The sequence below is a fragment of the Pseudomonas sp. CFBP 13719 genome, from assembly GCF_014842095.1.
Taxonomy (GTDB): Bacteria; Pseudomonadota; Gammaproteobacteria; order Pseudomonadales; family Pseudomonadaceae; genus Aquipseudomonas.
The window spans coordinates 347,776-370,216 of sequence record NZ_JACYVB010000001.1 but is presented as its reverse complement, the minus strand read 5'-3'; the positions used below and the strand labels follow the sequence as shown (position 1 = coordinate 370,216).

The 22,441-nt window shown below is 64.1% G+C and carries 18 protein-coding genes and 1 pseudogene; 10 read left to right on the top strand and 9 right to left on the bottom strand.

The window, feature by feature from the left end:
* Positions 1–82 precede the first annotated feature (82 nt).
* Together selD and mnmH are read left to right on the top strand one after the other, a co-directional pair.
* Complete coding sequence (selD, locus tag IFT57_RS01830) at positions 83–1,117, top strand: selenide, water dikinase SelD (protein ID WP_122713061.1); 1,035 nt, start codon at positions 83–85, stop codon at positions 1,115–1,117.
* Complete coding sequence (mnmH, locus tag IFT57_RS01825; RefSeq protein ID WP_122713060.1) at positions 1,117–2,214, top strand: tRNA 2-selenouridine(34) synthase MnmH; 1,098 nt, start codon at positions 1,117–1,119, stop codon at positions 2,212–2,214. The genes selD and mnmH overlap by 1 nt, the downstream gene beginning before the upstream one ends.
* Positions 2,215–2,252: 38 nt before the next feature.
* Here the strand turns inward: mnmH and proP are convergent, their stop codons facing one another.
* Positions 2,253–3,755 carry a glycine betaine/L-proline transporter ProP gene (proP, locus tag IFT57_RS01820; protein WP_122713059.1) on the bottom strand — a complete coding sequence of 501 codons (1,503 nt, stop codon included), beginning with the start codon at positions 3,753–3,755 and terminating at the stop codon, positions 2,253–2,255.
* Positions 3,756–3,957: 202 nt separating this feature from the next.
* On the opposite strand from proP, the gene IFT57_RS01815 reads away from it, so the two are divergent.
* Positions 3,958–6,147, top strand: coding sequence for an OsmC domain/YcaO domain-containing protein (locus tag IFT57_RS01815; protein ID WP_192150184.1), 2,190 nt, complete (start codon positions 3,958–3,960; stop codon positions 6,145–6,147).
* A 685-nt stretch (positions 6,148–6,832) separates the two neighbouring features.
* On the opposite strand, the gene IFT57_RS01810 is transcribed toward IFT57_RS01815, so the two are convergent.
* A complete protein-coding gene (locus IFT57_RS01810) occupies positions 6,833–7,600 on the bottom strand; it encodes a substrate-binding periplasmic protein (RefSeq protein WP_192150182.1) in 768 nt (255 codons plus the stop codon).
* Between the two features lie 140 nt (positions 7,601–7,740).
* Here IFT57_RS01810 and IFT57_RS01805 point away from each other — a divergent pair, with 140 nt between their 5' ends.
* Both IFT57_RS01805 and IFT57_RS01800 read left to right on the top strand, forming a co-directional pair.
* Positions 7,741–8,733, top strand: a complete 993-nt coding sequence (locus tag IFT57_RS01805; RefSeq protein WP_342030325.1) for an alpha/beta hydrolase — start codon at positions 7,741–7,743, stop codon at positions 8,731–8,733.
* 84 nt (positions 8,734–8,817) lie between these two features.
* Entirely contained in the window at positions 8,818–9,516 is a 699-nt protein-coding gene (locus tag IFT57_RS01800; protein WP_192150178.1) for a tRNA (adenine(22)-N(1))-methyltransferase TrmK, read from the top strand.
* A 135-nt stretch (positions 9,517–9,651) separates the two neighbouring features.
* Here IFT57_RS01800 and IFT57_RS01795 read toward each other — a convergent pair whose 3' ends face one another.
* A complete protein-coding gene (locus IFT57_RS01795; RefSeq protein WP_192150176.1) occupies positions 9,652–10,422 on the bottom strand; it encodes an SDR family NAD(P)-dependent oxidoreductase in 771 nt (256 codons plus the stop codon).
* A 125-nt stretch (positions 10,423–10,547) separates the two neighbouring features.
* Between IFT57_RS01795 and IFT57_RS01790 the strand changes: the two genes are divergently transcribed.
* Complete coding sequence (locus tag IFT57_RS01790) at positions 10,548–10,943, top strand: NUDIX hydrolase (RefSeq protein ID WP_192150174.1); 396 nt, start codon at positions 10,548–10,550, stop codon at positions 10,941–10,943.
* 19 nt (positions 10,944–10,962) lie between these two features.
* On the opposite strand, the gene IFT57_RS01785 is transcribed toward IFT57_RS01790, so the two are convergent.
* The gene (locus IFT57_RS01785) at positions 10,963–11,124 is read right to left on the bottom strand and encodes a DUF2986 domain-containing protein (RefSeq protein WP_192150172.1); all 162 of its coding nucleotides are present in this window, start codon (positions 11,122–11,124) and stop codon (positions 10,963–10,965) included.
* A 68-nt stretch (positions 11,125–11,192) separates the two neighbouring features.
* Positions 11,193–13,373: a TonB-dependent siderophore receptor gene (locus IFT57_RS01780; protein WP_192150170.1), complete on the bottom strand. Its 2,181-nt coding sequence runs from the start codon at positions 13,371–13,373 to the stop codon at positions 11,193–11,195.
* Between the two features lie 306 nt (positions 13,374–13,679).
* Between IFT57_RS01780 and IFT57_RS01775 the strand changes: the two genes are divergently transcribed.
* Positions 13,680–15,368, top strand: a complete 1,689-nt coding sequence (locus tag IFT57_RS01775) for a Na/Pi cotransporter family protein (protein ID WP_192150168.1) — start codon at positions 13,680–13,682, stop codon at positions 15,366–15,368.
* A 12-nt stretch (positions 15,369–15,380) separates the two neighbouring features.
* Here IFT57_RS01775 and IFT57_RS01770 read toward each other — a convergent pair whose 3' ends face one another.
* Positions 15,381–16,559, bottom strand: a complete 1,179-nt coding sequence (locus tag IFT57_RS01770; protein WP_122797482.1) for an MFS transporter — start codon at positions 16,557–16,559, stop codon at positions 15,381–15,383.
* Between the two features lie 178 nt (positions 16,560–16,737).
* On the opposite strand from IFT57_RS01770, the gene IFT57_RS01765 reads away from it, so the two are divergent.
* Positions 16,738–17,922 carry an aminotransferase class V-fold PLP-dependent enzyme gene (locus tag IFT57_RS01765; RefSeq protein ID WP_192150838.1) on the top strand — a complete coding sequence of 395 codons (1,185 nt, stop codon included), beginning with the start codon at positions 16,738–16,740 and terminating at the stop codon, positions 17,920–17,922.
* Between the two features lie 85 nt (positions 17,923–18,007).
* On the opposite strand, the gene IFT57_RS01760 is transcribed toward IFT57_RS01765, so the two are convergent.
* Positions 18,008–19,300 carry a PQQ-dependent sugar dehydrogenase gene (locus IFT57_RS01760; protein WP_192150166.1) on the bottom strand — a complete coding sequence of 431 codons (1,293 nt, stop codon included), beginning with the start codon at positions 19,298–19,300 and terminating at the stop codon, positions 18,008–18,010.
* The gene (locus IFT57_RS01755) at positions 19,297–19,725 is read right to left on the bottom strand and encodes a DUF2231 domain-containing protein (protein WP_122713049.1); all 429 of its coding nucleotides are present in this window, start codon (positions 19,723–19,725) and stop codon (positions 19,297–19,299) included. Before IFT57_RS01755 ends, IFT57_RS01760 begins: the two co-directional genes overlap by 4 nt.
* Positions 19,726–19,996: 271 nt before the next feature.
* Between IFT57_RS01755 and IFT57_RS27220 the strand changes: the two are divergent.
* Positions 19,997–20,686 (top strand): annotated as a pseudogene (locus IFT57_RS27220) (methyl-accepting chemotaxis protein); the annotation flags it as partial.
* 165 nt (positions 20,687–20,851) lie between these two features.
* Positions 20,852–21,622 carry a methyl-accepting chemotaxis protein gene (locus IFT57_RS27215; protein WP_446731184.1) on the top strand — a complete coding sequence of 257 codons (771 nt, stop codon included), beginning with the start codon at positions 20,852–20,854 and terminating at the stop codon, positions 21,620–21,622.
* Positions 21,623–21,647: 25 nt separating this feature from the next.
* Here IFT57_RS27215 and IFT57_RS01745 read toward each other — a convergent pair whose 3' ends face one another.
* Positions 21,648–22,415 carry a CHAD domain-containing protein gene (locus IFT57_RS01745; RefSeq protein WP_192150162.1) on the bottom strand — a complete coding sequence of 256 codons (768 nt, stop codon included), beginning with the start codon at positions 22,413–22,415 and terminating at the stop codon, positions 21,648–21,650.
* Between the last annotated feature and the right edge of the window lie 26 nt (positions 22,416–22,441).

Sequence of the window (22,441 nt, the reverse complement as noted above, 5' to 3'; positions counted from 1 at the left end):
GGCGCGATTATAAGAGTCACTGCAGGAAAGGCCAGCTTTGATAGAATTCGCAGCCTGATTCCAGGACGTCGAGAATGCTGCCATGAATTCGCCTATCCGTTTGACCCAGTACAGCCATGGAGCCGGTTGCGGCTGCAAGATTTCGCCCAAGGTATTGGAGGTGATTCTGGCCGGCAGCGGCGCACAGAACCTGGACCCGAAGCTGTGGGTCGGCAACGCTTCGCGCGACGACGCTGCGGTGTACGCCATCGACGAAGAGCGCGGGGTGGTGTCGACCACCGACTTCTTCATGCCCATCGTCGATGACCCCTTCGATTTCGGGCGCATCGCCGCCACCAACGCCATCAGCGACATCTATGCCATGGGCGGCGATCCGTTGATGGCCATCGCCATTCTCGGCTGGCCGGTCAACCTGCTGCCCCCGGAAGTTGCCCGCGAGGTGATCCGCGGCGGTCGGGCGGTGTGCGACGCGGCCGGCATTCCCCTGGCCGGTGGGCATTCGATCGACGCTCCCGAACCCATCTTCGGCCTGGCGGTGACCGGCCTGGTCGACAAGCGCCACATGAAACGCAACGACACCGCCCAGGTCGGCGACCGCCTGTACCTGACCAAGCCGCTGGGCATCGGCATCCTCACCACCGCAGAGAAGAAATCCCGGTTGCGCGAAGAAGACGTGGGCGTGGCCCGCGACTGGATGTGCACGCTGAACAAGCCCGGTAGCCGCTTCGGCAAGCTGCGCGAGGTCACCGCGATGACCGACGTCACCGGTTTCGGCCTGCTCGGGCATCTGGTCGAAATGGCCGATGGCGCCCAGCTGACTGCCCGCCTGGAGTACGCCGCCGTGCCGCGCCTGCCGGGCATCGACCACTACCTGCGCGAGGGCTGCGTGCCTGGCGGCACCCAGCGCAACTTCGACAGCTACGGCGAACGCATCGCTGCCCTGAGCGACGAGCAGCGTGACCTGCTCTGCGATCCGCAGACCAGCGGCGGACTGCTGGTTGCCGTCAGCGCTGCCGGTGAAGCCGAGTTCGTCGCGCTGGCCGCCGAACTGGGTCTGCAACTGGCGCCCATCGGCACCATGATCGAGCGCCAGCCCCACGCTGTCGAGGTGTTCTGATGCGTGACGACAGCAACGACTACCGCGCGTTGTTTCTCGGCGAGGTGCCGATGATGGACGCGCGCGCCCCGGTCGAATTCGACAAGGGCGCATTTCCCGGCGTGCACAACCTGCCCTTGATGGACGACCTGGAACGGCAGAAAGTCGGTACCTGCTACAAGCAGCATGGCCAGCAAGCCGCCATCGAGTTGGGGCACCGGCTGGTGTCCGGCGAGATCAAGGCACGCCGGGTCGACGCCTGGGTGGCATTCGCCAAGGCTCATCCCGAGGGCTACCTGTATTGCTTCCGCGGCGGCCTGCGCTCGCAGACCGTACAGCGCTGGTTGCGCGAGGCGGGCGTCGAGTACCCGCGGGTACTGGGCGGCTACAAGGCCATGCGCAGCTTTCTGCTCGACACCCTGGAACAGGCCGTCGAACAGTGCCAGTTCGTCGTGCTGGGCGGCATGACCGGCACCGGCAAGACCGACGTACTGGCGCAATTGAGCAACGCCCTGGACCTGGAAGGCCACGCCAACCACCGCGGTTCCAGCTTCGGCAAGCGTGCGACCGGGCAGCCTGCGCAGATCGATTTCGAGAACAGCCTGGCAATCGACGTGTTGAAGAAGCGGGCCGCCGGCATCGAGCAGTTCGTGCTCGAGGACGAGAGCCGCCTGGTGGGCAGTTGCAACGTGCCGTTGAGCCTGCATCAGGGCATGCAGGCGTATCCATTGGTTTGGCTGGAAGACAGCTTCCAGAATCGCGTCAAGCGTATCCTGCGCGACTACGTGGTAGACCTGTGCGCAGACTTCGTCGGGTTGTATGGCGAGCGCGGTGAAGCGCTGTTTGCCGAGCGTCTGCTGCAGAGTCTGGACCGCATCCACAAGCGCCTGGGCGGCGAGCGTCACCAGCGTCTGCAGGGCCTGATGCAGGCCGCGCTGGAAGAGCAGCGGCGCTATGGCCTGGTCGACCTGCACCGTGGCTGGATCGAAGGCTTGCTGCACGAGTACTACGACCCGATGTACGCCTATCAACGCGAGAGCAAGGCGGCGCGCATCGAGTTCGCCGGCGATCAGGCAGCCGTCGTCGACTACCTGCGCGAGCGTCTGGCCAGGGGCTGAAGACGGCGAGTGCAGCCTTCAGCGTGGCCAGCCTTGGCTCAGTTGATCCGCGGGTGCTGTTGCACCAGCACTTCGCGCTTGGCTTGCAGCGCGGCGATCTCGCTGTCGATGTCCTCGATCTTCTGCTCGATGTTGTCGTGGTGCTCGACCAGCAGTTCACGCGCTTCGGCGATGTCCGACGCCGCTGGTGCGGCGCCGCGCAATGGCTTGTTGGCCGTTTCCTTCATGGTGATGGCGGTGATGAAGCCGACCACTGCGAACACCATCAGGTAATAGGCAGGCATGTACAGGTCGTCGGTGCTTTCCACCAGCCAGGCCACGGCCGTCGGTGTCAGGCCGGCAATCAGTACCGATACGTTGAATGCACTGGCCAGGGCGCTGTAGCGGATGTGCGTGGGAAACATTGCCGGCAACGTGGATGCCATGACGCCGATGAAGAAGTTCAGCACCACGGCCAGCATCAGCAGCCCGGCGAAGATCCAACCGATCTGGCCGCTGTTGATCAGCATGAAGGCCGGAATGGCCAGGAAGAACAGGCCGATGCTGCCGAACAGAATGAAAGGCTTGCGGCCGAACTTGTCGCTGGCGAAGCCGATCAGCGGTTGGGCGAACAGCATGCCGACCATGATTGCGATGATAATCAGCACGCCATGGCTTTCACTGTAGTGCAGGTTGTGCGACAGGTAGCTGGGCATGTAGGTGAGCAGCATGTAGTAGGTGACGTTGGTCACCGCCACGATGCCGATGCAGGTCAGCAGGCTGCGCCAGTGCTTGGTTGCCACTTCCTTGAACGATACCTTCGGGCCGCCGGCCAGGCCTTCGCGGTCGCCTTGTTCGAGCTTTTCGACATGCTGCTGGAACGCTGGGGTTTCTTCCAGCGCATGGCGCAGGTAGAGGCCGATCATGCCCAGCGGCAGGGCCAGGAAAAACGGCACGCGCCAGCCCCAGTCGAGGAACTTCTCTTCGCCGATCACTGCAGAGATGCCCACCACCACGCCGGCACCGAGCACGAAACCGGCAATCGAGCCGAAGTCCAGCCAACTGCCGAGGAAACCGCGCTTGCGGTCCGGAGCGTACTCGGCGACGAAGATCGACGCGCCGGTGTATTCACCGCCCACCGAGAAGCCCTGAGCCATCTTCGCCAACAGCAGGAGGATGGGCGCCCAGATGCCGATGGAGGCATAGGATGGAATCAAGCCGATCGCAAACGTACTCAACGACATGATCACGATGGTGGCAGCCAGGACTTTCTGTCGTCCATACTTGTCGCCCAGGGCGCCGAAGAACAGGCCACCCAGCGGGCGAATCAGGAAGGGCACGGAGAAGGTGGCCAAGGCCGCGATCATCTGCACGCTGGGATCGACGTCCGGGAAGAACACTTTGCCCAAGGCGTAGGCCACGAAGCCGTAGACGCCGAAGTCGAACCATTCCATGGCATTGCCAAGCGCGGCGGCGGTGATCGCCTTGCGCATCTTGACGTCGTCGACGATGGTGATGTCGTTCAACCCGATCGGGTTGACGGTTTTTCTGCGAGATTTCATGGGTGTTTCTCTTGTGTCAAAGCGGCTTGTCCCCATGAGATACAAAATGACACTAAAAAATTCAGTGGTGACGGCGATTTAGTATCGCGGCGGTTGTCCCGGCGCCAGCGTACCCGTGGGAGCGACAGATCGCCCAAGACGAAGACGTCAAAAAACCGGATAATGTCGGCCATTCGTTTTAGCTGTCATCAGGTGCTGCCCCATGGAAATCAAGGTCAATTTTCTCGACAACCTTCGACTTGAAGCCAAGTTCGACGATTTCACGGTGGTGGCCGACCAACCGATCCGCTACAAGGGCGACGGCTCGGCGCCGGGCCCGTTCGACTACTTCCTGGCATCCTCGGCGTTGTGCGCGGCGTACTTCGTCAAGCTCTACTGCAACACCCGCAATATTTCCACCGACAATATCCGCCTGTCGCAGAACAACATCGTCGACCCGGAGAACCGCTACAACCAGATCTTCAAGATCCAGGTCGAACTGCCAGCGGACATGTCGGCCAAGGACCGCCAGGGCATCCTGCGCTCGATCGACCGCTGCACCGTGAAGAAGGTCGTGCAGACCGGCCCGGATTTCATCATCGAGGAGGTCGACAACCTCGACGCCGACGCCCAGGCCTTGCTGATGCCCGCGCAGGCGGAAGGTGCGAGCACCTATGTGCTGGGCAAGGACCTGCCGCTGGAGCAGACCATCGCCGATATGTCCGCGATCCTTGCCGGGCTGGGGATGAAGATCGAGATCGCCTCGTGGCGCAACATCGTGCCCAACGTCTGGTCGTTGCACATCCGCGATGCCTACTCGCCGATGTGCTTCACCAACGGCAAAGGGGCGACCAAGGAAAGCGCGCTGGCGTCGGCCCTCGGTGAATTCATCGAGCGGCTCAACTGCAATTTCTTCTACAACGACCAGTTCTGGGGCGAAGACATCGCCAATGCGGCCTTCGTGCACTACCCCGACGAACGCTGGTTCCAGCCGGGCCGCAAGGATGCGCTGCCTGCCCAGATACTCGATGCCCACTGCCTGGCCATCTACAACGCCGACGGCGAACTGCGCGGCTCTCACCTCTACGACACCAACTCGGGCAACGTGGAGCGGGGCATCTGTTCGCTGCCTTTCGTGCGCCAGTCCGACGGCGAGACGGTGTATTTCCCGTCCAACCTGATCGAGAACCTCTACCTGAGCAACGGCATGAGCGCCGGCAACACCTTGGCCGAGGCCCAGGTGCAATGCCTGTCGGAGATTTTCGAACGCGCGGTCAAGCGCGAGATTCTCGAGGGTGAACTGGCGCTGCCCGACGTCCCGGCCGAGGTGCTGGCGCGCTACCCCGGCATCCAGGCCGGCATTCAGGGGCTGGAGGAGCAGGGCTTTCCGGTGCTGGTCAAGGACGCCTCTCTGGGTGGCCGTTTCCCGGTGATGTGCGTGACCTTGATGAACCCGCGCACCGGCGGCGTGTTTGCCTCGTTCGGCGCCCATCCAAGCCTTGAAGTGGCGCTCGAACGCAGCCTCACCGAGTTGCTACAAGGTCGCAGTTTCGAGGGGCTCAATGACTTGCCGCAGCCAACCTTCGAAAGCCATGCACTGATGGAGCCGAACAACTTCGTCGAACATTTCATCGATTCCAGCGGCGTGGTGTCGTGGCGCTTCTTCAGCGCCAAGGCTGATTTTGCCTTTGTCGATTGGGATTTCACTGCGCAGGGAGAGAACGCCAACGCCGAGGAAGCGGCGACGTTGTTCGCGATTCTCGCCGACATGGGCAAGCAGGTGTACATGGCGGTCTATGAGCACTTGGGCGCCAAGGCGTGCCGGATCCTGGTTCCGGGGTATTCGGAGATCTATCCGATCGAGGATCTGATCTGGGACAACACCAACAAGGCGCTGTTTTTCCGCGAAGACATTCTCAACCTGCACCAGCTCGATGACGATGCACTGGGCAATCTGTTGCAGCGCCTGGAGGAGTCGGAGCTGGACGACTACACCGATATCCGCACCTTGATCGGTATCGAGTTCGACGAGAACACCGTGTGGGGGCAGTTGACCATTCTGGAGTTGAAGGTGCTGATCCAACTGGTACTGGAGCGCTTCGACGACGCCAAGGAACTGGTCGAGATGTTCCTGCAGTACAACGCCAATACGCTGGAGCGCGGCCTGTTCTTCCAGGCGCTGAACGTGGCGCTCGAGGTGCAGCTGGACAGCGACCTGGACATGGCCGACTACGAGGTCAATTTCCGCCGTATGTTCGGAGACGCGCGGATGGAGGCGGCGCTGGGATCCGTGGATGGCAGCGTGCGTTTCCACGGCCTGACCCCGACCAGCATGAAGCTCGAAGGCCTGGACCGTCACCTGCGCCTGATCGACAGCTACAAGAAATTGCACAGCGCCCGCGCCAGGGCCTGATCACCGCGCTGCCTTTTTCGCGGCCGATGACCGCTCCTACGGAAAATTCAGCCCCCCGTAGGAGCGGTCATCGGCCGCGAAGAACACGCTGCGGCCTGTCTGATCCCCCGCGGTGCCCTTTTCGCGGCCATGGACCGCTCCTACGGAAAATTCAGCCCCCCGTAGGAGCGGCCATCGGCCGCGAAGAACGCGCTGCGGACTGTCTGATCCCCCGCGGCGCCCTTTTCGCGGCCATGGACCGCTCCTACGGAAAATTCAGCCCCCCGTAGGAGCGGTCATCGGCCGCGAAGAACACGCTGCGGCCTGTCTGATCCCCCGCGGCGCCCTTTTCGCGGCCATGGACCGCTCCTACGGAAAATTCAGCCCCCCGTAGGAGCGGTCATCGGCCGCGAAGAACGCGCTGCGGACTGCCTGATCCACCGCGCTGCCCTTTTCGCGGCCACGGGCCGCTCCTACGGAAAACTCAGCCCTCCGTAGGAGCGGCCATCGGCCGCGAAGAACACGCTGCGGACTGCCTGATCCACCGCGCCGCCCTTTTCGCGGCCATGGACCGCTCCTACGGAAAATTCAGCCCCCCGTAGGAGCGGTCATCGGCCGCGAAGAACGCGCTGCGGACTGCCTGATCCACCGCGGTGCCCTTTTCGCGGCCACGGACCGTTCCTACGAAAAAAGGGAAGCACCGACTTCATGGCGTGGCAGGCAGGTAATGATCCAGCAGACGCTGGATGGAGCCGTTGCGGTGCAGCGTCTCCACCGCTTTGCGCAGATTGCTCACCACGCGCGGCGAGCACGTCTTCGAACACGCCAGGTAAAGGTCCGTGGTCATCAACACCGGGCTCATCAGCAGCGGCTGCTCGGAGACCTGGCGCCAGATGTACCGCGATTCGGGCACCCCGTTGAACCAGGCATCGACACGCCCCAGCAGCAGCATCTGCGCCGGGTTTTCACCGATGCGCAACGGATAGATCTGTGACGCATCGAACCCTTCGTCGTACAGTTTGCGCTCCTGCGCACTGCCCATGCCCACGGCGATCCGTCGATAGGTCCGGCGTGCCTGGGCAAAGCTGTCGACGCGCTTGTCGAGGGTGAAAAACGCCCGGTCCATGCTCATGATCGGGGCGATCCAAGTGTAGCTGGTTTCCCTGTCGGGAGTCCGCGACAGCGGCACGATGAGCATGTCCTGCCCGTGCTGCACAGTCCGTTGCGCGCGAAGCCAGGGCAGCACATTGATATTCATGTGATAACCCGCCAGCGTCATGGCCTGCCGGGCGGCGTCAGCGACGATGCCTTGCTGGCCCGCGTCGCCCGCCATGCTCAACGGCGGCGCCTCGGGCATGTACAGATCGAAGGTGCGCGGGTGTGCGGCCCAGGCAGCCGGGAGGAGGGCGCTGCACAGCAGCAGACCGCGGACAGACTTCAACAGCAATCCGCAAGTGCGGCTCAGATGACCCATGGCAACGATCCGATGACTTTCAATGGCAGGCTCCAGGACGGCCAGCATAGTCGCTAATGGCGCTACCTGCTCGCGTGGGAACCGCGTCGACCTCAGCCGCTCCATATCCGATACATACCTACGCACTGAGGACACTCCAGGTGGAGACCAAGCAAAGCTGGTCGTTCGATGCAGCGCAGATCGCGCAGGCACAGCGCTTCAACAAGACCCTCGAGCGCCTGCCGCGGTTCCGCATCCGCAACCGCGTCACGCCGATGCTGATCCAGACCCTGCTGCGTGCCGGCCAGCTGGGCAAGGCACTCAAGCCTGTCAGGCATGGCCTGGTCATCGAGAGCCGTGTGCTGGTCAGCGCCGATGCCGTGCCGGTGAGCGTGCGCATCATCCGTCCGCAGGGGCCGGCCAAGGGCTTGGTGCTGGACTTCCATGGCGGCGGCTGGGTGATCGGCAACGCGCAGATGAACGATGACGTGAACATCGCCCTGGTGCAGGCCTGCGACGTGGCGGTGATATCGGTGGACTACCGGCTGGCCGTGTCGACCCCGCTGCAGGGCTTGCTCGACGACTGTCTGGCGGCTACTCGCTGCGTGCTGGGTGGCGGCTTCCCCGAGTTCGAGGGTCTGCCGGTGATCATGGTCGGTGAGTCTGCCGGTGGTCACCTGGCAGCGGCCACATTGTTGCAGCTCAAGCGGTGGCCGGCGCTGCTGCAACGCGTGTGCGGGGCGCTGCTGTATTACGGGGTGTTCGATCTGACCGGCACGCCCAGCGTGCGCCAGGCCGGTCCCGACACTTTGGTACTGGACGGGCCGGGCATGGTCGAGGCATTCCGCCGCCTGACTCCCGACCTGGCCGACGAGCAGCGGCGGCAACCGTCGCTGTCGCCGCTGTATGGCGACCTGGACGGACTGCCGCCAGCGCTGATGTTCGTGGGGGAACTGGACCCACTGCGCGACGATACCCTGCTGATGGCCGAGCGCTGGGGCAGGGAGGCCGCCGTGGATCTGCGCCTGTTGCCGGCCTCGCCCCATGGCTTCATCCACTTCCCCACGCCCATGGCCGCGCGAGCGCTGACGTACAGCCATGAATGGATCGTCCGCCTGCTGGCGGCACGCGCTGCGCAAGATCCTCCCGGATGAGTTGAAATACGTTGGCGTGCTCGCCAGAATGCCCGCCCCTGCGGGCCTGAACGGCGCGCGGTCAACCCGGAGAATCGTTGCCTCGTGAACCCGCAGAGCTTGTCTCACCGCCTGGAGCGGGTCGCCGCCCAGGTCCCCACCGGCGCGCATCTGGCTGACATCGGTTCGGATCATGCCTACCTGCCGGTGGCCTTGGTGTTGCGCGGCATCGTCTCTCGGGCGGTGGTCGGGGAGGTCGCCCGGACACCGTTTCTGGCGGCCCGGCGCAGCGTTGACGAGAACGGGCTGGCGCATTGCATCAGCGTGCGGCAGGCCGGCGGCCTGGCGGCAATCGAGGCGAGCGACCGGATCACGGCCGTGACCCTGTGCGGGATGGGCGGCGAAACCATTCGCGACATTCTGCAGGCGGGCAAAGCTCGTTTGAGCACCGGCGAGCGGTTGATCCTGCAGCCCAATGGCGGTGAACGCCACCTGCGGCAGTGGTTGATGGACAATGGCTATGGCATCCGCCATGAAGAGGTGCTGCGGGAGAACCGCTTCGACTACGAGATCATCGTCGCCGACCCTGGCGAATCGGTCACGTACAGTCCACAGGAACTGTTTTTCGGGCCCGTGCAACTGCAGCAGCGCACGCCGGCGTTCCTGGCCAAGTGGCAGCGCCTGCTGCACCTCAAGCGCCGCACCCTCGAACGCCTGGCCCACGCCCGGCAGACCGGGCTCGACGGCAAACGCAAGGAGCTGGCCGAACACATCGACTGGATCGAATCCCTGAATCCCCGCTGACCCTACGCAACTGCCCGCGGGAGCAGATCCCGTGTGGGAGCGGTCCGTGGCCGCGAACCAGACGCCGCGGTGTACCAGACACACCGCGGCGGCCTTTCGCGGCCGCTGACCGCTCCCACGCATACAAGCACGGATCTACCAATCAATCGCCTGCCCATCCCAGGCCCAGAAGCTGCCGGTCTGCGTCGGCCCGTGCTGGCCGATCAATTCGAGCAGGCAGCGCGCGGCGAAATCGGGGTCGAACAATTTGCCGGCCGGCACGTTGGCTTGAAAGGGCTGGGACAAGCGGGTGTCGGTGGTGCCCGGGTGCAAGGCCAGGACCGTGGCGGCGGGGTTCAAACGCTTGAGCTCGATGCTGGCGGTGCGCAGCAGCTGGTTGAGCGCCGCCTTGCTGGCGCGATAGCTGTACCAGCCACCCAGACGGTTGTCGCCGATCGAACCGACGCGGGCCGACAGCGCCGCGAAGGTCGCCGGCTGTCTGCGCAACAACGGCAGCAGATGCTTGAGCAGCAGCACCGGCGCAAAGGCATTGGTGGCAAAGCTGGCCTGCAGACTGCTCAGCTCCAGTTGCGCCAGACCTTTTTCCGGCCGCGCGCCGTCCTGATGCAGAATGCCCAACGTACTGATCACCAGGTGCAAATGAGCGCAATCGGCCGCCACCGCAGCGGCCAGCCGCTGCAGTGCCTGTTCATCTCGCGCATCGCAATCGAGGCTGACCAAACGAGGCCCATGGCGCTCAGCCAAAGCCGCCAACTCGGCGCTGGTCGTGGCTCGCCGGGAAACCGCAAACACCTGGGCGACATCCTCACGCTGCAACAACTGCTCGCACAATGCCAGGCCGATGCCCTGGCTGGCGCCACAGATCAGCGCAGACGCACTGCCGGATAGATCGGGTATCAACGCCATGGTCCACCGCCCTGCCAGAAGATCGTACCGATAGGACCGAGAACCACCCTCAAACGTTCTCCTGTAGCAATTGCCAGCTCATGCACGGCGTGCCATGGTGCCCACCTTTTTTCAGGAGACACGCCATGGCCGCCACCATCCATATCGCTGCCGCACTGCTGCTCAACGAGCAAGGGCAAACGTTACTGGTGCGCAAGCGCGGCACCCGCGCCTTCATGCAGCCAGGCGGCAAGATCGAATCGGGCGAGCAGCCTGCCCAGGCACTGGTTCGTGAGTTGGAAGAGGAGTTGGGCATCGCGGTTGATCCCGCCGAAGCCAGGTTTCTGGGTACCTACACGGCCGTGGCCGCCAATGAGCCCGGCCATGAAGTGCAATGCGAGCTCTTTCAAGTACGCATCAAGGCCCAGGTCAGCCCTGCTGCGGAAATCGAAGAAGCGCTGTGGGTCGATGCCACAACGGTGGCCAAGCTCAAACTGGCCCCGCTGACAGGTGACCAGATTTTGCCGCTGCATTACCTCTGAAGCGCAGGCCCGATCCGCTTCAGGCCTGATCGACAGCAGGACTTGCGCTGTCGGCCTCGAGCGCCAGCTTCGCCCGGTCCGCCTTGCTGATGTAACGGTCCTTGCTCTGCGGCGCCAGCTTGGCGCTGGTCTTCTTGGCATGTGCTTGCAACAGCTGTTTGATTTTCTTGCGGCGATTCATGGCATGGTCCAGGCGGAAAGTGGGTCGATGATACCAGTACGGCTCATCAGCCCGCTCGCCGCGCCCGATCAGAAGCTGTACTTGGCCGTCAGCATCAGGTTGCGTGGATTGCCGTAGCTGTCGCCGCCATAGCTGGCCGAGTTGGCGATGGCATTGTAGTACTTGCGGTCGAACACGTTGTTGGCATTCACCTGCAGGTCCAGGTTGCGGTTGACCTGATAGCCGGCCATCAGATCGGTGACGGCATAGCCGCCCTGTTCCAGGCGGTAGCGGCTGCCGTCGGCCAGGTCGATGTCGTTGTACAGGCGGCTCTGCCAGGAGAAGGTGCCACCTACGCGCAGTTTTTCCAACGGGCCCTGGAAACGGTAGCTGGTGGTGACCTTGAACAGATGCTCGGGAATGTCGGTGTCGAAGCGCTGGTTTTCGTTCGCCGGGTTCGCGTTGTCCTTGAGCGTGTGTACCCGCGCGTAGGTGTAGCCACCGCCGACCTGCCAGTTTTCGGTCAGCGCCCCTTGCAGCTCGAAGTCGATACCTTGGCTGCGCACTTCGCCCGAGGCTTCGTAGCAGCTGAGCTGCGGGCAGTTTTCGACGAAGATCTGCACCGCACGGTTTTCCTGGTCGACCCGGAACAGCGCCAGGCTGGCGTTCAGCGCGCCGTCGAAATACTCACCCTTGATGCCGATCTCGTAGTTCTTGCCAACGATCGGCTTGACCGGCGTGCCGCTGGTGTCCTGCGCGCTCTGCGGCGTGAAGATATCGCTGTAGCTGGCATACACCGAGTGGTGGTCGTCCAGCGTGTAGATCAGACCGGCGTAGCGGGTGACGTTGCGAGTCACCTTGTAGTCGCCTTCGCCGTCGCGATTGTCATAGTCGTACCAATCCACCCGACCACCCAGGATCAGCTTCAGCGGGTCGGCAAGGATCAACCGTGTGGTCAGGTAGACGCCATCCTGGGTGGTCACCTCGCGGCCGTTGTCGGTGTGAGTGAAGTTGGGTTTGCCGGCGTCGATCGGCCAGTTGGTGTCGTAGGGGTCGTAGTTGTGGGTGGTCATGTCGTAGATGCGCTTGCTGGCGCCCACGACCAGTTCGTGGGTCCGCCCGAACGCCTGGAACGGGCCGCTGGCAAAGGCATCGAGGCCGGCCTGGTTTTCGTCGTGAGCGGACTGGTACACGGTACGCGCCAGCGTGTTGTCGACCCAGCGCGATTGATACGAGCCGGAGAACAAGCCGTTCTGTTCGGCATAGTTGGCATTGACCTGCAGGTTCCAGTCGTTGGCCAGCCGCTGGCGCACCTCGGCGAACACGGTATTGATCTCCTGATCCTTGTTCTCCCATTTGGTGCCCGGATTGTAGGACCGCGGCAAGTCCAAGTGATGGCCGTCCTGACCGATCATCGAGGAACCCCAGAAGTAGTTGGTCTTGTCCTTCTGATGGGAAAAACCGAGGGTCAGCAGGGTGTCTTCGCCCAGGTCCGCCTCGGTGACGGCGTAGAACAGACCGTGATCTTCCTCGACGCCGTCGATGAAACTGTTCGCGTCTCGGTACGAACCCACCACTCGGCCCCGCAGCGTGCCGGCCTCGTTGAGCGGGCTGGACGCGTCGATCTCGCCGCGGTAGTCGTCGTGGCTGCCGGCAGCGCCGGTCAGGGTCACCTTCTGCTCGGCCAATGGCCGTTTGCGCACCAGGTTGATCGCCGCCGAGGGGTTGCCGGCACCGGTGACCAGGCCCGTGGCACCGCGCACGACCTCGACCCGATCGAACATGGCCAGGTTGGGCTGGGCACCGATGGTCACGCCCGAATAGCCGCTGGGTATGCCGTCGTACATCAGGTTGTCGATGTCGAAGCCGCGCGCCGAATAGGCCTGGCGGCCGGGGCCGTTGGCATAGTTGAGGAACAGTCCCGGAGTGGCGCGCACCGCATCGTTGATGCTGGTCATGGCCTGGTCATCCATGCGCTGACGGGTGATCACGGTCACCGATTGCGGCGTTTCGCGCAGGCTCAGCGGCAGCTTGGTGGCGGTTGCCATGGCGCCGGTGGTGTAGGACTGCGAGCCTTCGGTGAAGCTGCCCAGCTGGAACGAATCCGAGGTGATCTGGCTGGCACCCAATTCGATGACGCCCGGGGCCGTCTGTCCTTGGGCCTGGGTGCCGTCGGCGGCCATTGCCGGGGCCATCGTGGCCATGCAGATGGCCACGGCCAACAGATTGCGCGGAGCGTGGGGGCGTTGCAGCGGGGTAGGGCGTGACATGTAAAGCTTCCTGGCCAGACAAGGTTAATGCGAATCGTTAGCACTATTGTCTCAGAAAATTCCTACACATGGCGCATGCGTACCAAAAAAACCATTTTCCTTTCTGCGGGCTGCTCGCTCGCTTGTAGGAGCGGTCATCGGCCGCGAACCCGGCGCCGCGGTGCATCAGCCGATCCGTGGCGCTCNCGCTTGTAGGAGCGGGCATGGCCTACAGGGCCGGCGCGTCACCCATATGTCACATTTCATGTCTAGCTTCAGTCATCACACCCCGGGCGCCGGCCATTTCCTCTACCGCAAAGAGCCGCCATGGAAATCGATATCTTCAAAGACCTGCTGGTCCCCGTCATCGGTGGTCTGGGCATCTTCATGCTCGGCCTGGAGTTCATGTCCGACGGCATCAACAACCTGGCGGCCAATCGCATGCGCGCCTGGCTCGCCAAGCTGGCCGGCACACCGGTCAAAGGCCTGGCCGCCGGCACCGTGATCACCGGCGTGCTGCAATCGAGCACGGCCATGACGGTCATGGTGGTGGGCCTGGTCAATGCCGGCGTGGTCGGCCTGCGACCCGCCATCAGCGTGATCATGGGGGCCAACATCGGCACGACCCTGGGCAACGGCCTCATCGCCATGCCGCTAGGCCCACTGGGGCTGATCTTCGCCGGGGTGTTCGCTCTGGTCTATGTGTTCAGCAAAAGCGAGAAAACCCGTCACCTGGCCCTGGCCATCATTGGCTTCTCGTTGATCTTCTATGGCCTGAACCTGCTCACCGGCGGCCTCAAACCCCTGCGCGGCCTGCCCGAGGTGATGTCGGTCATTTCCAGTCTGCAGGCCGACAGCTACACCGGCCTGGCCATCTGCGTGCTGACCGCCGCAGGCATCACCGCCATGATCCACTCCTCGTCGGCGACCATCGGCATCGTCATGGGCCTGGGCGCCGCGGGCATTCTGGACTGGCAGACCGCCGTGGCGTTTTCCCTGGGCGCCGATCTGGGCACCACCGTCACCTCATGGCTGGCCTCGCTGAACCTGTCGAAGAACGCCAAGCGCGCCGCTTACGCGCACATCGCCTTCAACTTCATCGGCGTGGCGGTGATGTTTCCGCTGTTCTTCCTGTCCATGGACATCCTGCAGGGCGCTATGGGCCTGTTCGGCATGGACGTCACCCGCTCGGAAATGGTCGACGGCAAGGAAAGCTTCCCGCTGGTGCCCGTGGCAGTGGGGCTCTATTCGATCGGCTTCAATATCTTCAACACCGCGCTGATGTTTCCCTTCATCGGGGTGTTCGACCGCGTGCTGTCGCGCATCGGCGCCAGCCGCAGCGACGAAGAGGACTACGCCGTGCCGCGCTATCTCGACCGCGCCGCGCTGGCCAGCGTGAACACCGGTGTCGCGGCGGTGAGCCGGGAACTGACCCGCCATGGCCAAGGCATGGGTTTGCTGCTGGATGCGGCGCGCGGCCAGTCCCAGGCGCTGAAGAACGCCATGGAACATGAGCACGCGCTGGACACCCTCAGCCAGGAGATCCGCGGCTACACCGCGCAGATGTTCAAGAATGACCTGACTGCCCGCCAGACCAATCTGCTCGCCAGCCTGATCGAGGAAGAGGATTTCAGCGCGAGCCTGACGCGGACCCTGTCGCAGATCACCCGCCGCATCGAGCGCCAGGTGTTCAGCGCCAACGCGCGCAAGATCATCGACGCCATCCTCGATATCGTCGAGCCGGCGGTGCGCAAGGGACCGCAAGGGGTCTACCTGCCCAACGCCCATGCCAAGGACCTGCTGGCCCTGCGTGAACGTTGCCTGCAGGGCGAGCAGAAGCTCGGCTGGGATGAACGCGGCGCCATTCTGGCGTTGCTGGGCAGCGCCGAACGGGCGTTGAATCTGGTTCAGCGCATCACTGAGGAACGCCTGTCGGTGTCACGCGAGCTGGACCAGGTCGATCCGGCCGCAGCGGCCGACCACGCCCCGGCAGGGGTGTTGGCCAAGCCGCTGTAACCGACCTCGGTGCTAGCGGGCAGCGGCCGCTGGCGAGGCGTGGTACCAGGGCCGCAGCAGGCTGAGCAGGCCCAATAGCGCCATGCCTGCACCCACCCAAAGGGGTGCTCGCAGGCCCAGCCCGGCATCGATCACCGCGCCGCCGGCCCAACTACCCAGTGCCAGCCCGGCAGTGATGACCGAGGTGTGCAGGGTGTTGACCAGTGCGCCGGGCTCGGCGGCTTTCATCACCCGCGCGACCATGGCCGGGTTCAATGCCACCCCGGTCAGGCCGACCGTGAGGAAGCAGGCCAGGTTCAGCCAGAACACCTGGCCAGCCAGGGCGAATCCGCCCAAGGCCAGCACCAGCAGTGCCAGACCCCAACCCAGCGCCGCGTAGGTATGCCGATCGGCGATGCGGCCCACCACCATGTTGCCGAGCACGTTGGCCACGCCGTACAGCGCCAGCAACGGCGCCACCTGGGCGGGCGCCACGCCGACTTCCTCGATGAGGATCGGCGTGCAATAGCTGAACGCGGCGAAGGTGGCGCCGATGATCAGCCCGCTGGTGACATAGGCACCCCACAGGCTGCGGTTCTTCAGGCTGATCCATTGGCTGCCCAGCGACGGCTCGTCTCCAGCCTCGGCGCGAGGCAGGCGGGTGGCAACCAGCACCGTGCACAGCGAGGCCAGCGCCACTACCAACCAGGCACTGGCACGCCAGCCATAGTGATGTTCGACCCAGGCGGTCGCCGGCACACCGGCCACCGGCGACAGCATGAGCCCGGCCAGCACCACCGAAATGGCCCGGCCGCGGTCCTGCAGGCTGACCAACCCTGCGCACAGGGTCATGCACAGGCCGATGCAGGCCGCGCTGGAAACCCCCATGACGATCCGGGCCAGGGCCAGCACCGTATAGGTGGGCGCGGCCGCGGCCAATGCGCCAGCCAGCACATACACCGCCAGCAGCCCGACCAGCGCCCGCTGGTTGCTGATCCCGCGCGACAGCAGCAGAACCGTGACCGGTGGCCCGCCCAGGGCCATGCCCAGCGCATACAGGGCGATCAGGTTGCCGACCTGAGCCAGGCTCACGGAAAACGCCGAGGCCAGGGCAGGCATCATGCCGGCTACCATGAACTCGGCGGTCACCAGCGAGAAAATCGTCAAACCCAACAGGTAGACGGTCGGCGGAAGCTTGGAACGGGTGGTCATGAGCATCTCGGACAAAAATGAAGCTGGCTACCCTAGGGATTCTTGAACGAATGGTCAAATAACCATTGGCGCTGTACTCATGCCCGACGACGGTCGGCGCCGACGCTTGCATCGCGCGGGCGGCGCGGCGATGCTCACAGGCTTTTCCCACCGAGAGCGCGCTGTCATGCCCTGCGTAATGCAAAGCCCTGCCGAATTGGCCATGGATGAAACCTTCTGGAAGGACGTTGCAGCGCGTTACCCGCGCGACGACGGGCCGATCAACCTCGACGGCGGGTATTTCGGGCGCATGAGCGAAGGCGTGGTACAGGCCTACGAAGACGCGATCAGGCAGGTCAACCGCGGCAACTCGGTGCAGGTCCGCGAGCATTTCGACAAGCACCAGGCCGAGGCCATCCGCCACCAACTCGGCGAGCTGATGGGCCTGCCTGCCGACGAACTGACCTTCGCCCGCAGCGCATCCGAAGCACTGTACTCGCTGATCCGCAATTACCAGCGCCTGCAGCCGGGCGACCAGGTGCTGATCAGCGACCTCGACTACGGTTCGGTGCAGGGCGCTTTCGACTGGCTGCAACAGGCGCGCGGGGTCGAGCTGGTCACCCTGGTCCATGCCCACCCTGCAACCCACGACGGCCTGCTGCACAGCTACCGTGAGGCCTTCGCCACCCACCCACGGCTCAAGCTCATGGCGTTGACCCACGTCACCCACCGCACCGGCCTGGTCATGCCGGTCAAAGCCATCGCCACCGAGGCCAAGGCGCACGGGATCGACGTGATTCTCGACGGCGCGCACTCGCTGGGCCAGATGGAAGTCGATCTGGCCGACATGGGCGTGGAAATGGCCGGCTTCAACCTGCAGAAATGGATCGGCGCGCCGCTCAGCCTCGGGGTCATTCACGTACGCCGCGAGCGCCTGGCCGATTTCGCTCCCGACATGGGCAACCCCAGCTACCCGGCCGACGACATACGCTGCCTGACGCCCTACGGCACGCCCAATGTGCCGGCGCTGATGAGCCTGCCGACCGTGTTTGCCGAACATGAGGCGCTCGGCGGCTGGCAGGTCAAGGGTGCGCGCCTGCGCTACCTGCGCGACCTCTGGTTACCTGCGGCGCGCGTGCTGCCCGGCATTGAAGTGCTCACGCCGGACGATCCACGGCTGACGTGCGGCATCGCCTCGTTCCGCTTTCGCGACGTGGAGGATCAACAAGGCAAGATCGATCAATTGCTGGCGCAGTTCAACCTCTTCACGGTGGCCCGTGCCGGCTCGGCCTGTGGGCCCTGCATACGGGTAACGCCAGGCATAAACACCACGCCGGCCGACATGCACGCCCTGGTAGACGCCCTGACGTTGATGAGCAAGTGAGTGAACGCGGTTGCAATGCAAGATCTGCGCGGCGGGCGCCGCGCAGATCCAAATCACCCAAGGGCAGGGCGCCCCCAGGTCGGCCTCAACGGTTGGGGGTTACCCGCCAGATAGTGTTGGCCAAGTCATCGGCGATGATCAACGCACCGCGCGGGTCGACCGTGACGCCCACCGGGCGGCCGCGGGTCTTGCCATCGTCGCCGCGGAAGCCGGTGGCGAAGTCGATCGGCTCGCCAGCGGGTTTGTCACCGGCGAACGGCACGAAGATCACCTTGTAGCCCACGGGATTGTCGCGGTTCCAGCTGCCGTGCTCACCGACGAACGCACCCTGGGCAAATTTCTCGCCCATGGCCGGGATCGAGAAGTCCACCCCCAGTGCAGCGACGTGGGAGCCCAGGCTGTAGTCGGGCTTGACTGCGGCGGCGACTTTCGCCGGGTTCTGCGGCTGAGCGCGGGAATCCACGTTCTGGCCCCAATAGCTGTACGGCCAGCCATAGAACTGGCCTTCACGTACCGAGCTCAGGTAGTCGGGCACCAGGTCCGGGCCCAGTTCGTCTCGTTCGTTGACCACTGCCCATAGCTGGCCGGTCCCCGGCTGAATGGTCAGCGCCGTCGGGTTGCGTATACCGGTCGCGTAGGGCTTGTGCGCACCGGTCTGCGCATCGATCTGCCAGACCATGGCGCGGTCGATCTCGACCTCCATGCCGCGCTCGGTCACGTTGCTGTTGGAGCCGATGCCCACGTACAGGTAGCGCGCGTCGTCGCTGATGGCCAGCGACTTGGTCCAGTGGTGGTTGATCGCCGACGGCAGGTCGGCCAGTTTGGTCGGCGCCGCGCTGGCTTTGGTCTGCCCGTCGGTGTAGTCGAAGCGCACCAGCGCATCCTGATTGGCCACGTACAGTTTGCCGTTGGCATAGGCCAGGCCGTAGGGCGCGTTGAGATTTTCCGCAAACACCGTTTTCAGCTCATAGGTGCCGTCGCCATCTGCGTCACGCAGCAGGGTCAGGCGGTTGCCGCCTTTGACCTGGGTATTGCCCTGGGCCTTGATGTAGCTGGCGATCACATCCTTGGGCTTGAGCTTGGCGGCGCTGCCACCGCGACCCTCGGCCACCAGGATGTCGCCGTTGGGCAGGACCAGGGTCTGCCGCGGGATGGCCAGGCCGGTGGCGATCGCGCTGATGGTATAGCCCTGCGGCACGGTCGGCTTGCTGTCACCCCACGCCACCGGCTCGGCGATCTTCATGCTCGGCAGAAGGCCGCGCTGCGCTTCCGGCAACTTCGGGTCGGGCCCGCGTGCCTGGGTGCTGTCGGCTTCGCTGCCGCAGCCGGCGAGCAGCAACGCCACGCTCAAGGCCGTCAATGCGCCTGAATATTTCATCGAACACCTCCCGAACGCAGATTGCTCAAACCGACCCATGCCGCTACCAGCGACAGTACGGTCACCACCACCGACATGACCAACCCGGTCGGCATCACCGCCCAGGCATCCTTGGCATGCTCGAAGGCGTTCACCAGCCCCAGCACCCACGTGACCAGCAGCAGCAGAAAATACAGCACCGCACGTCCGCCTTTGTGCTCGGCACGGACCAGATTGATCAAGGCGAAGACCAGCGCCAGTCCGCAGAACACCAAACCCCCGGCGATGAGCCAGGCAGCGAAGTTGCTCCACTGGATTTGATAGCTCTGGTAGTAGGCGATATCACTGAGCAGGGCGCCGAGAAACAGCGGTACGGTGCCGGCCAGGAAAATCGCATGCAGCGGGCCTGGCCTGTGTCGATAGGCGAGTTGGGTAGAAGTGGTCACGATTGTTCCTCATCGTTGGACAACATCGGCACGGGTGTACCGGCTCGTCAGGGGCGCAGGGTGCGCATAGAAGGGATCGCCGGCGCCAACCGTTAGTTCACCAGGCTTCGTGTCGAAATATTTTGCGCAGCACCTGCGCAGCCGAGCGCAATGGCCCGGGCCAGACACCACCGGCCGTCGGCCGCCGCGATCTTCCTTCAAGCAATCGCCTCGAGTGGCCGATATAACGCCAGCCCATGCTTTCGCAGGGTTTCCCTTCTCGAGGTCTGTCATGTTCAAAACGTCTCTGCGCGCACAGGTCCTGGCGCTGCTGGCCAGCGGGTTGCTCATCCTGCTGCTGATTGCCCTGGGCAGCTTCAAGTTTCTTGCGGCCAGCCTGGACGACTACACGGCGCTGGTGGCGGGGCCCCTGCGCGCCACTGAACTGGTCGACCGGGCCAACGTTCAGTTCAAGACCCAGGTGCAGGAATGGAAGAATGTGCTGCTGCGTGGGAAGGATGCCAAGGCGGCGGACAAGTATTGGGCGCAGTTCGAGGAGCAGGAACGCGCGGTGGCGACGACCCTGCAAGCGCTCGGCGAGCTGCCGGGGGTGCCCGCGGGCATCAGCCAGAATGCACAACGCCTGCGCGCCGAACACGCGACATTGGGTGCGGCCTATCGCAAGGGTCGGGATGCCTTTCTGGCCAGCGGCGCCGATGCTGCCAGCGGTGACCGCGCCGTGGCAGGCGTCGACCGCGCTACCAGCGAGCAGCTCAATGCTCTGGTAACCGAACTGCGCGCGCTTGCCGAACAACAATCGCTGCTGATCAACCAGCAGGGCCACCAGGCGATCACCTGGGGCATCGTCATCATGCTGGCGTCGGGCCTGTTGATCACGGCCCTGAGCCTGTGGCTGGTCAACCGCAATCTGGTCACCCCGGTACGCGATCTGATCGACTACGTGGCACGCCTGAGCCAGGGGCAACTGGCCGAGCGGGTGGTCAGCCATCGCCGTGACGAACTGGGTCGCCTGGCCGTGGCGGCGAACACCCTGCGTGATTTTCTCGCCGACACCTTCACCCGCCTGCAGCGCAGCACGGCCAATCTGGACCAGGCCAGCGGCGAGCTCAACACTATCGCTGCGGTCATGCTGCAAGGCACCAGCGAGCAATTCGAACGCACTGATCAGGTGGCCACGGCGATGCAGGAGATGTCTGCCACCGCCCAGGAAGTCGCACGGCATGCCGCCGGCGCGGCCACTGCGGCGGATGACGCCGACCGCGAAGCGCAGAGCGGCGAGCAGGCAATGCAGGCGACCATCCATACCATCACCCGCATGCGCGGCGAAATTGCCGTGACCGGCGACGTCATCCGCCAGTTGCGTGACGACAGCGGCCGCATCGGCAAGGTATTGGAGGTGATCCGCGGGATTGCCGATCAGACCAATCTGCTGGCGCTCAATGCGGCCATCGAAGCCGCGCGCGCGGGCGATGCCGGCCGCGGGTTTGCTGTGGTGGCCGACGAAGTGCGCACCCTGGCGCAGCGTACTGCCGCCTCCACCCAGGAAATCCATCAGATCATCGACACCGTGCAGACCGGCGCGGTGAACGCCGTGCAGGCCATCGAAAGCGGGCAGAAGCGCAGTGACGAAGGTGCCGAGCAGGTGGTCGCGGCGGGTCAGACCCTGACCCGCATCACGCAGACCATCGAAGCGATCAGGGACATGAATCGGCAGATCGCCACTGCCGCCGAGGAACAGAACGCCGTGGTCGACGACATCGCGCAGAACCTGGTGGAAATCACCGCCATCGCCACCACCAATCAGGGCAACGTCGATCGCACCCAGGCTGCCAGCAGCCACCTGCATCAATTGTCGGCGGAACTGGCTCAGGTCACTGCACGCATCAAAGCGGCCTGATCGACCGCTTTGCCACCAGCTGGCGCTACGTGCCCTTGGGCAGCAGCCGCGCCAGCTTGCGCATTTCCACCTCGGCCTTGGCCAGTTCCGCGGCCGAGGCCTTCTCCCAGATTCGCTGCAACGGTTGCAGGTCGGTCTCGACCTTGGCCTGGATGCACCACTGGTGATGGTCATGCCATGAACCGAGCGCCGACTGCACCGCCTTGAGGGATTTCTCCGCCTTGGGCGACAGCGGCGACAGGTCTCCGAATGCCTGGATCAGATAGCGCGTGCGCTTGACCAGGATCCGCAGCTCGTGGCGGTCGAAGTCGGCATCCTTCAATGCCCGCCGCAGCTTGCGAACGTGTTTGTCTAGCGTTTTCACCACGCGTTTTTCGAACGCTCGCGAGTGGCTGCCCAGGTCGCTGGCGCGGAACGCCGCCGACCAGGTGTCCAGAGCACTGAACAGGGCATTCAGGCTCGAATGGTCGACGATCACCCGATGCTCGCCTGCAAGACGCGCGCGGCGTTTGTCGGCCGCGTCCTGCAGCCCACGCCGTTCCAGTTCCTGGACCATGACTTCCAGGTCGCGGGTGGGCGTGGTGAAGCGGCCCACGTCCTTGGCTGCAGTCAGCAGAGGCTGCATCGCCGACAGTGAACGGACGGGTATCAACAGGCTGCGGATGCGCCGTACGGCAATGCGCAGATCGTGCAGTGCCTCTTCGTCGGTCTCTGCCTGCAGACGCACCCGCGCATGAAAGAGCGCCACTTCCAGTGCGATGATCTCCTTCACATAGCTGTCGACAAATGCCATCGAATCCTCCAATAGATAGTCACGCA

Coding starts and splice junctions, on each gene's coding strand:
- selD (WP_122713061.1), top strand. CDS start 83: ATGAATTCGCCTATCCGTTTGACCCAGTACAGCCATGGAGCCGGTTGC.
- mnmH (WP_122713060.1), top strand. CDS start 1,117: ATGCGTGACGACAGCAACGACTACCGCGCGTTGTTTCTCGGCGAGGTG.
- proP (WP_122713059.1), bottom strand. CDS start 3,755: ATGAAATCTCGCAGAAAAACCGTCAACCCGATCGGGTTGAACGACATC.
- IFT57_RS01815 (WP_192150184.1), top strand. CDS start 3,958: ATGGAAATCAAGGTCAATTTTCTCGACAACCTTCGACTTGAAGCCAAG.
- IFT57_RS01810 (WP_192150182.1), bottom strand. CDS start 7,600: ATGGGTCATCTGAGCCGCACTTGCGGATTGCTGTTGAAGTCTGTCCGC.
- IFT57_RS01795 (WP_192150176.1), bottom strand. CDS start 10,422: ATGGCGTTGATACCCGATCTATCCGGCAGTGCGTCTGCGCTGATCTGT.
- IFT57_RS01790 (WP_192150174.1), top strand. CDS start 10,548: ATGGCCGCCACCATCCATATCGCTGCCGCACTGCTGCTCAACGAGCAA.
- IFT57_RS01785 (WP_192150172.1), bottom strand. CDS start 11,124: ATGAATCGCCGCAAGAAAATCAAACAGCTGTTGCAAGCACATGCCAAG.
- IFT57_RS01780 (WP_192150170.1), bottom strand. CDS start 13,373: ATGTCACGCCCTACCCCGCTGCAACGCCCCCACGCTCCGCGCAATCTG.
- IFT57_RS01775 (WP_192150168.1), top strand. CDS start 13,680: ATGGAAATCGATATCTTCAAAGACCTGCTGGTCCCCGTCATCGGTGGT.
- IFT57_RS01770 (WP_122797482.1), bottom strand. CDS start 16,559: ATGACCACCCGTTCCAAGCTTCCGCCGACCGTCTACCTGTTGGGTTTG.
- IFT57_RS01765 (WP_192150838.1), top strand. CDS start 16,738: ATGCAAAGCCCTGCCGAATTGGCCATGGATGAAACCTTCTGGAAGGAC.
- IFT57_RS01760 (WP_192150166.1), bottom strand. CDS start 19,300: ATGAAATATTCAGGCGCATTGACGGCCTTGAGCGTGGCGTTGCTGCTC.
- IFT57_RS27215 (WP_446731184.1), top strand. CDS start 20,852: ATGCTGCAAGGCACCAGCGAGCAATTCGAACGCACTGATCAGGTGGCC.
- IFT57_RS01745 (WP_192150162.1), bottom strand. CDS start 22,415: ATGGCATTTGTCGACAGCTATGTGAAGGAGATCATCGCACTGGAAGTG.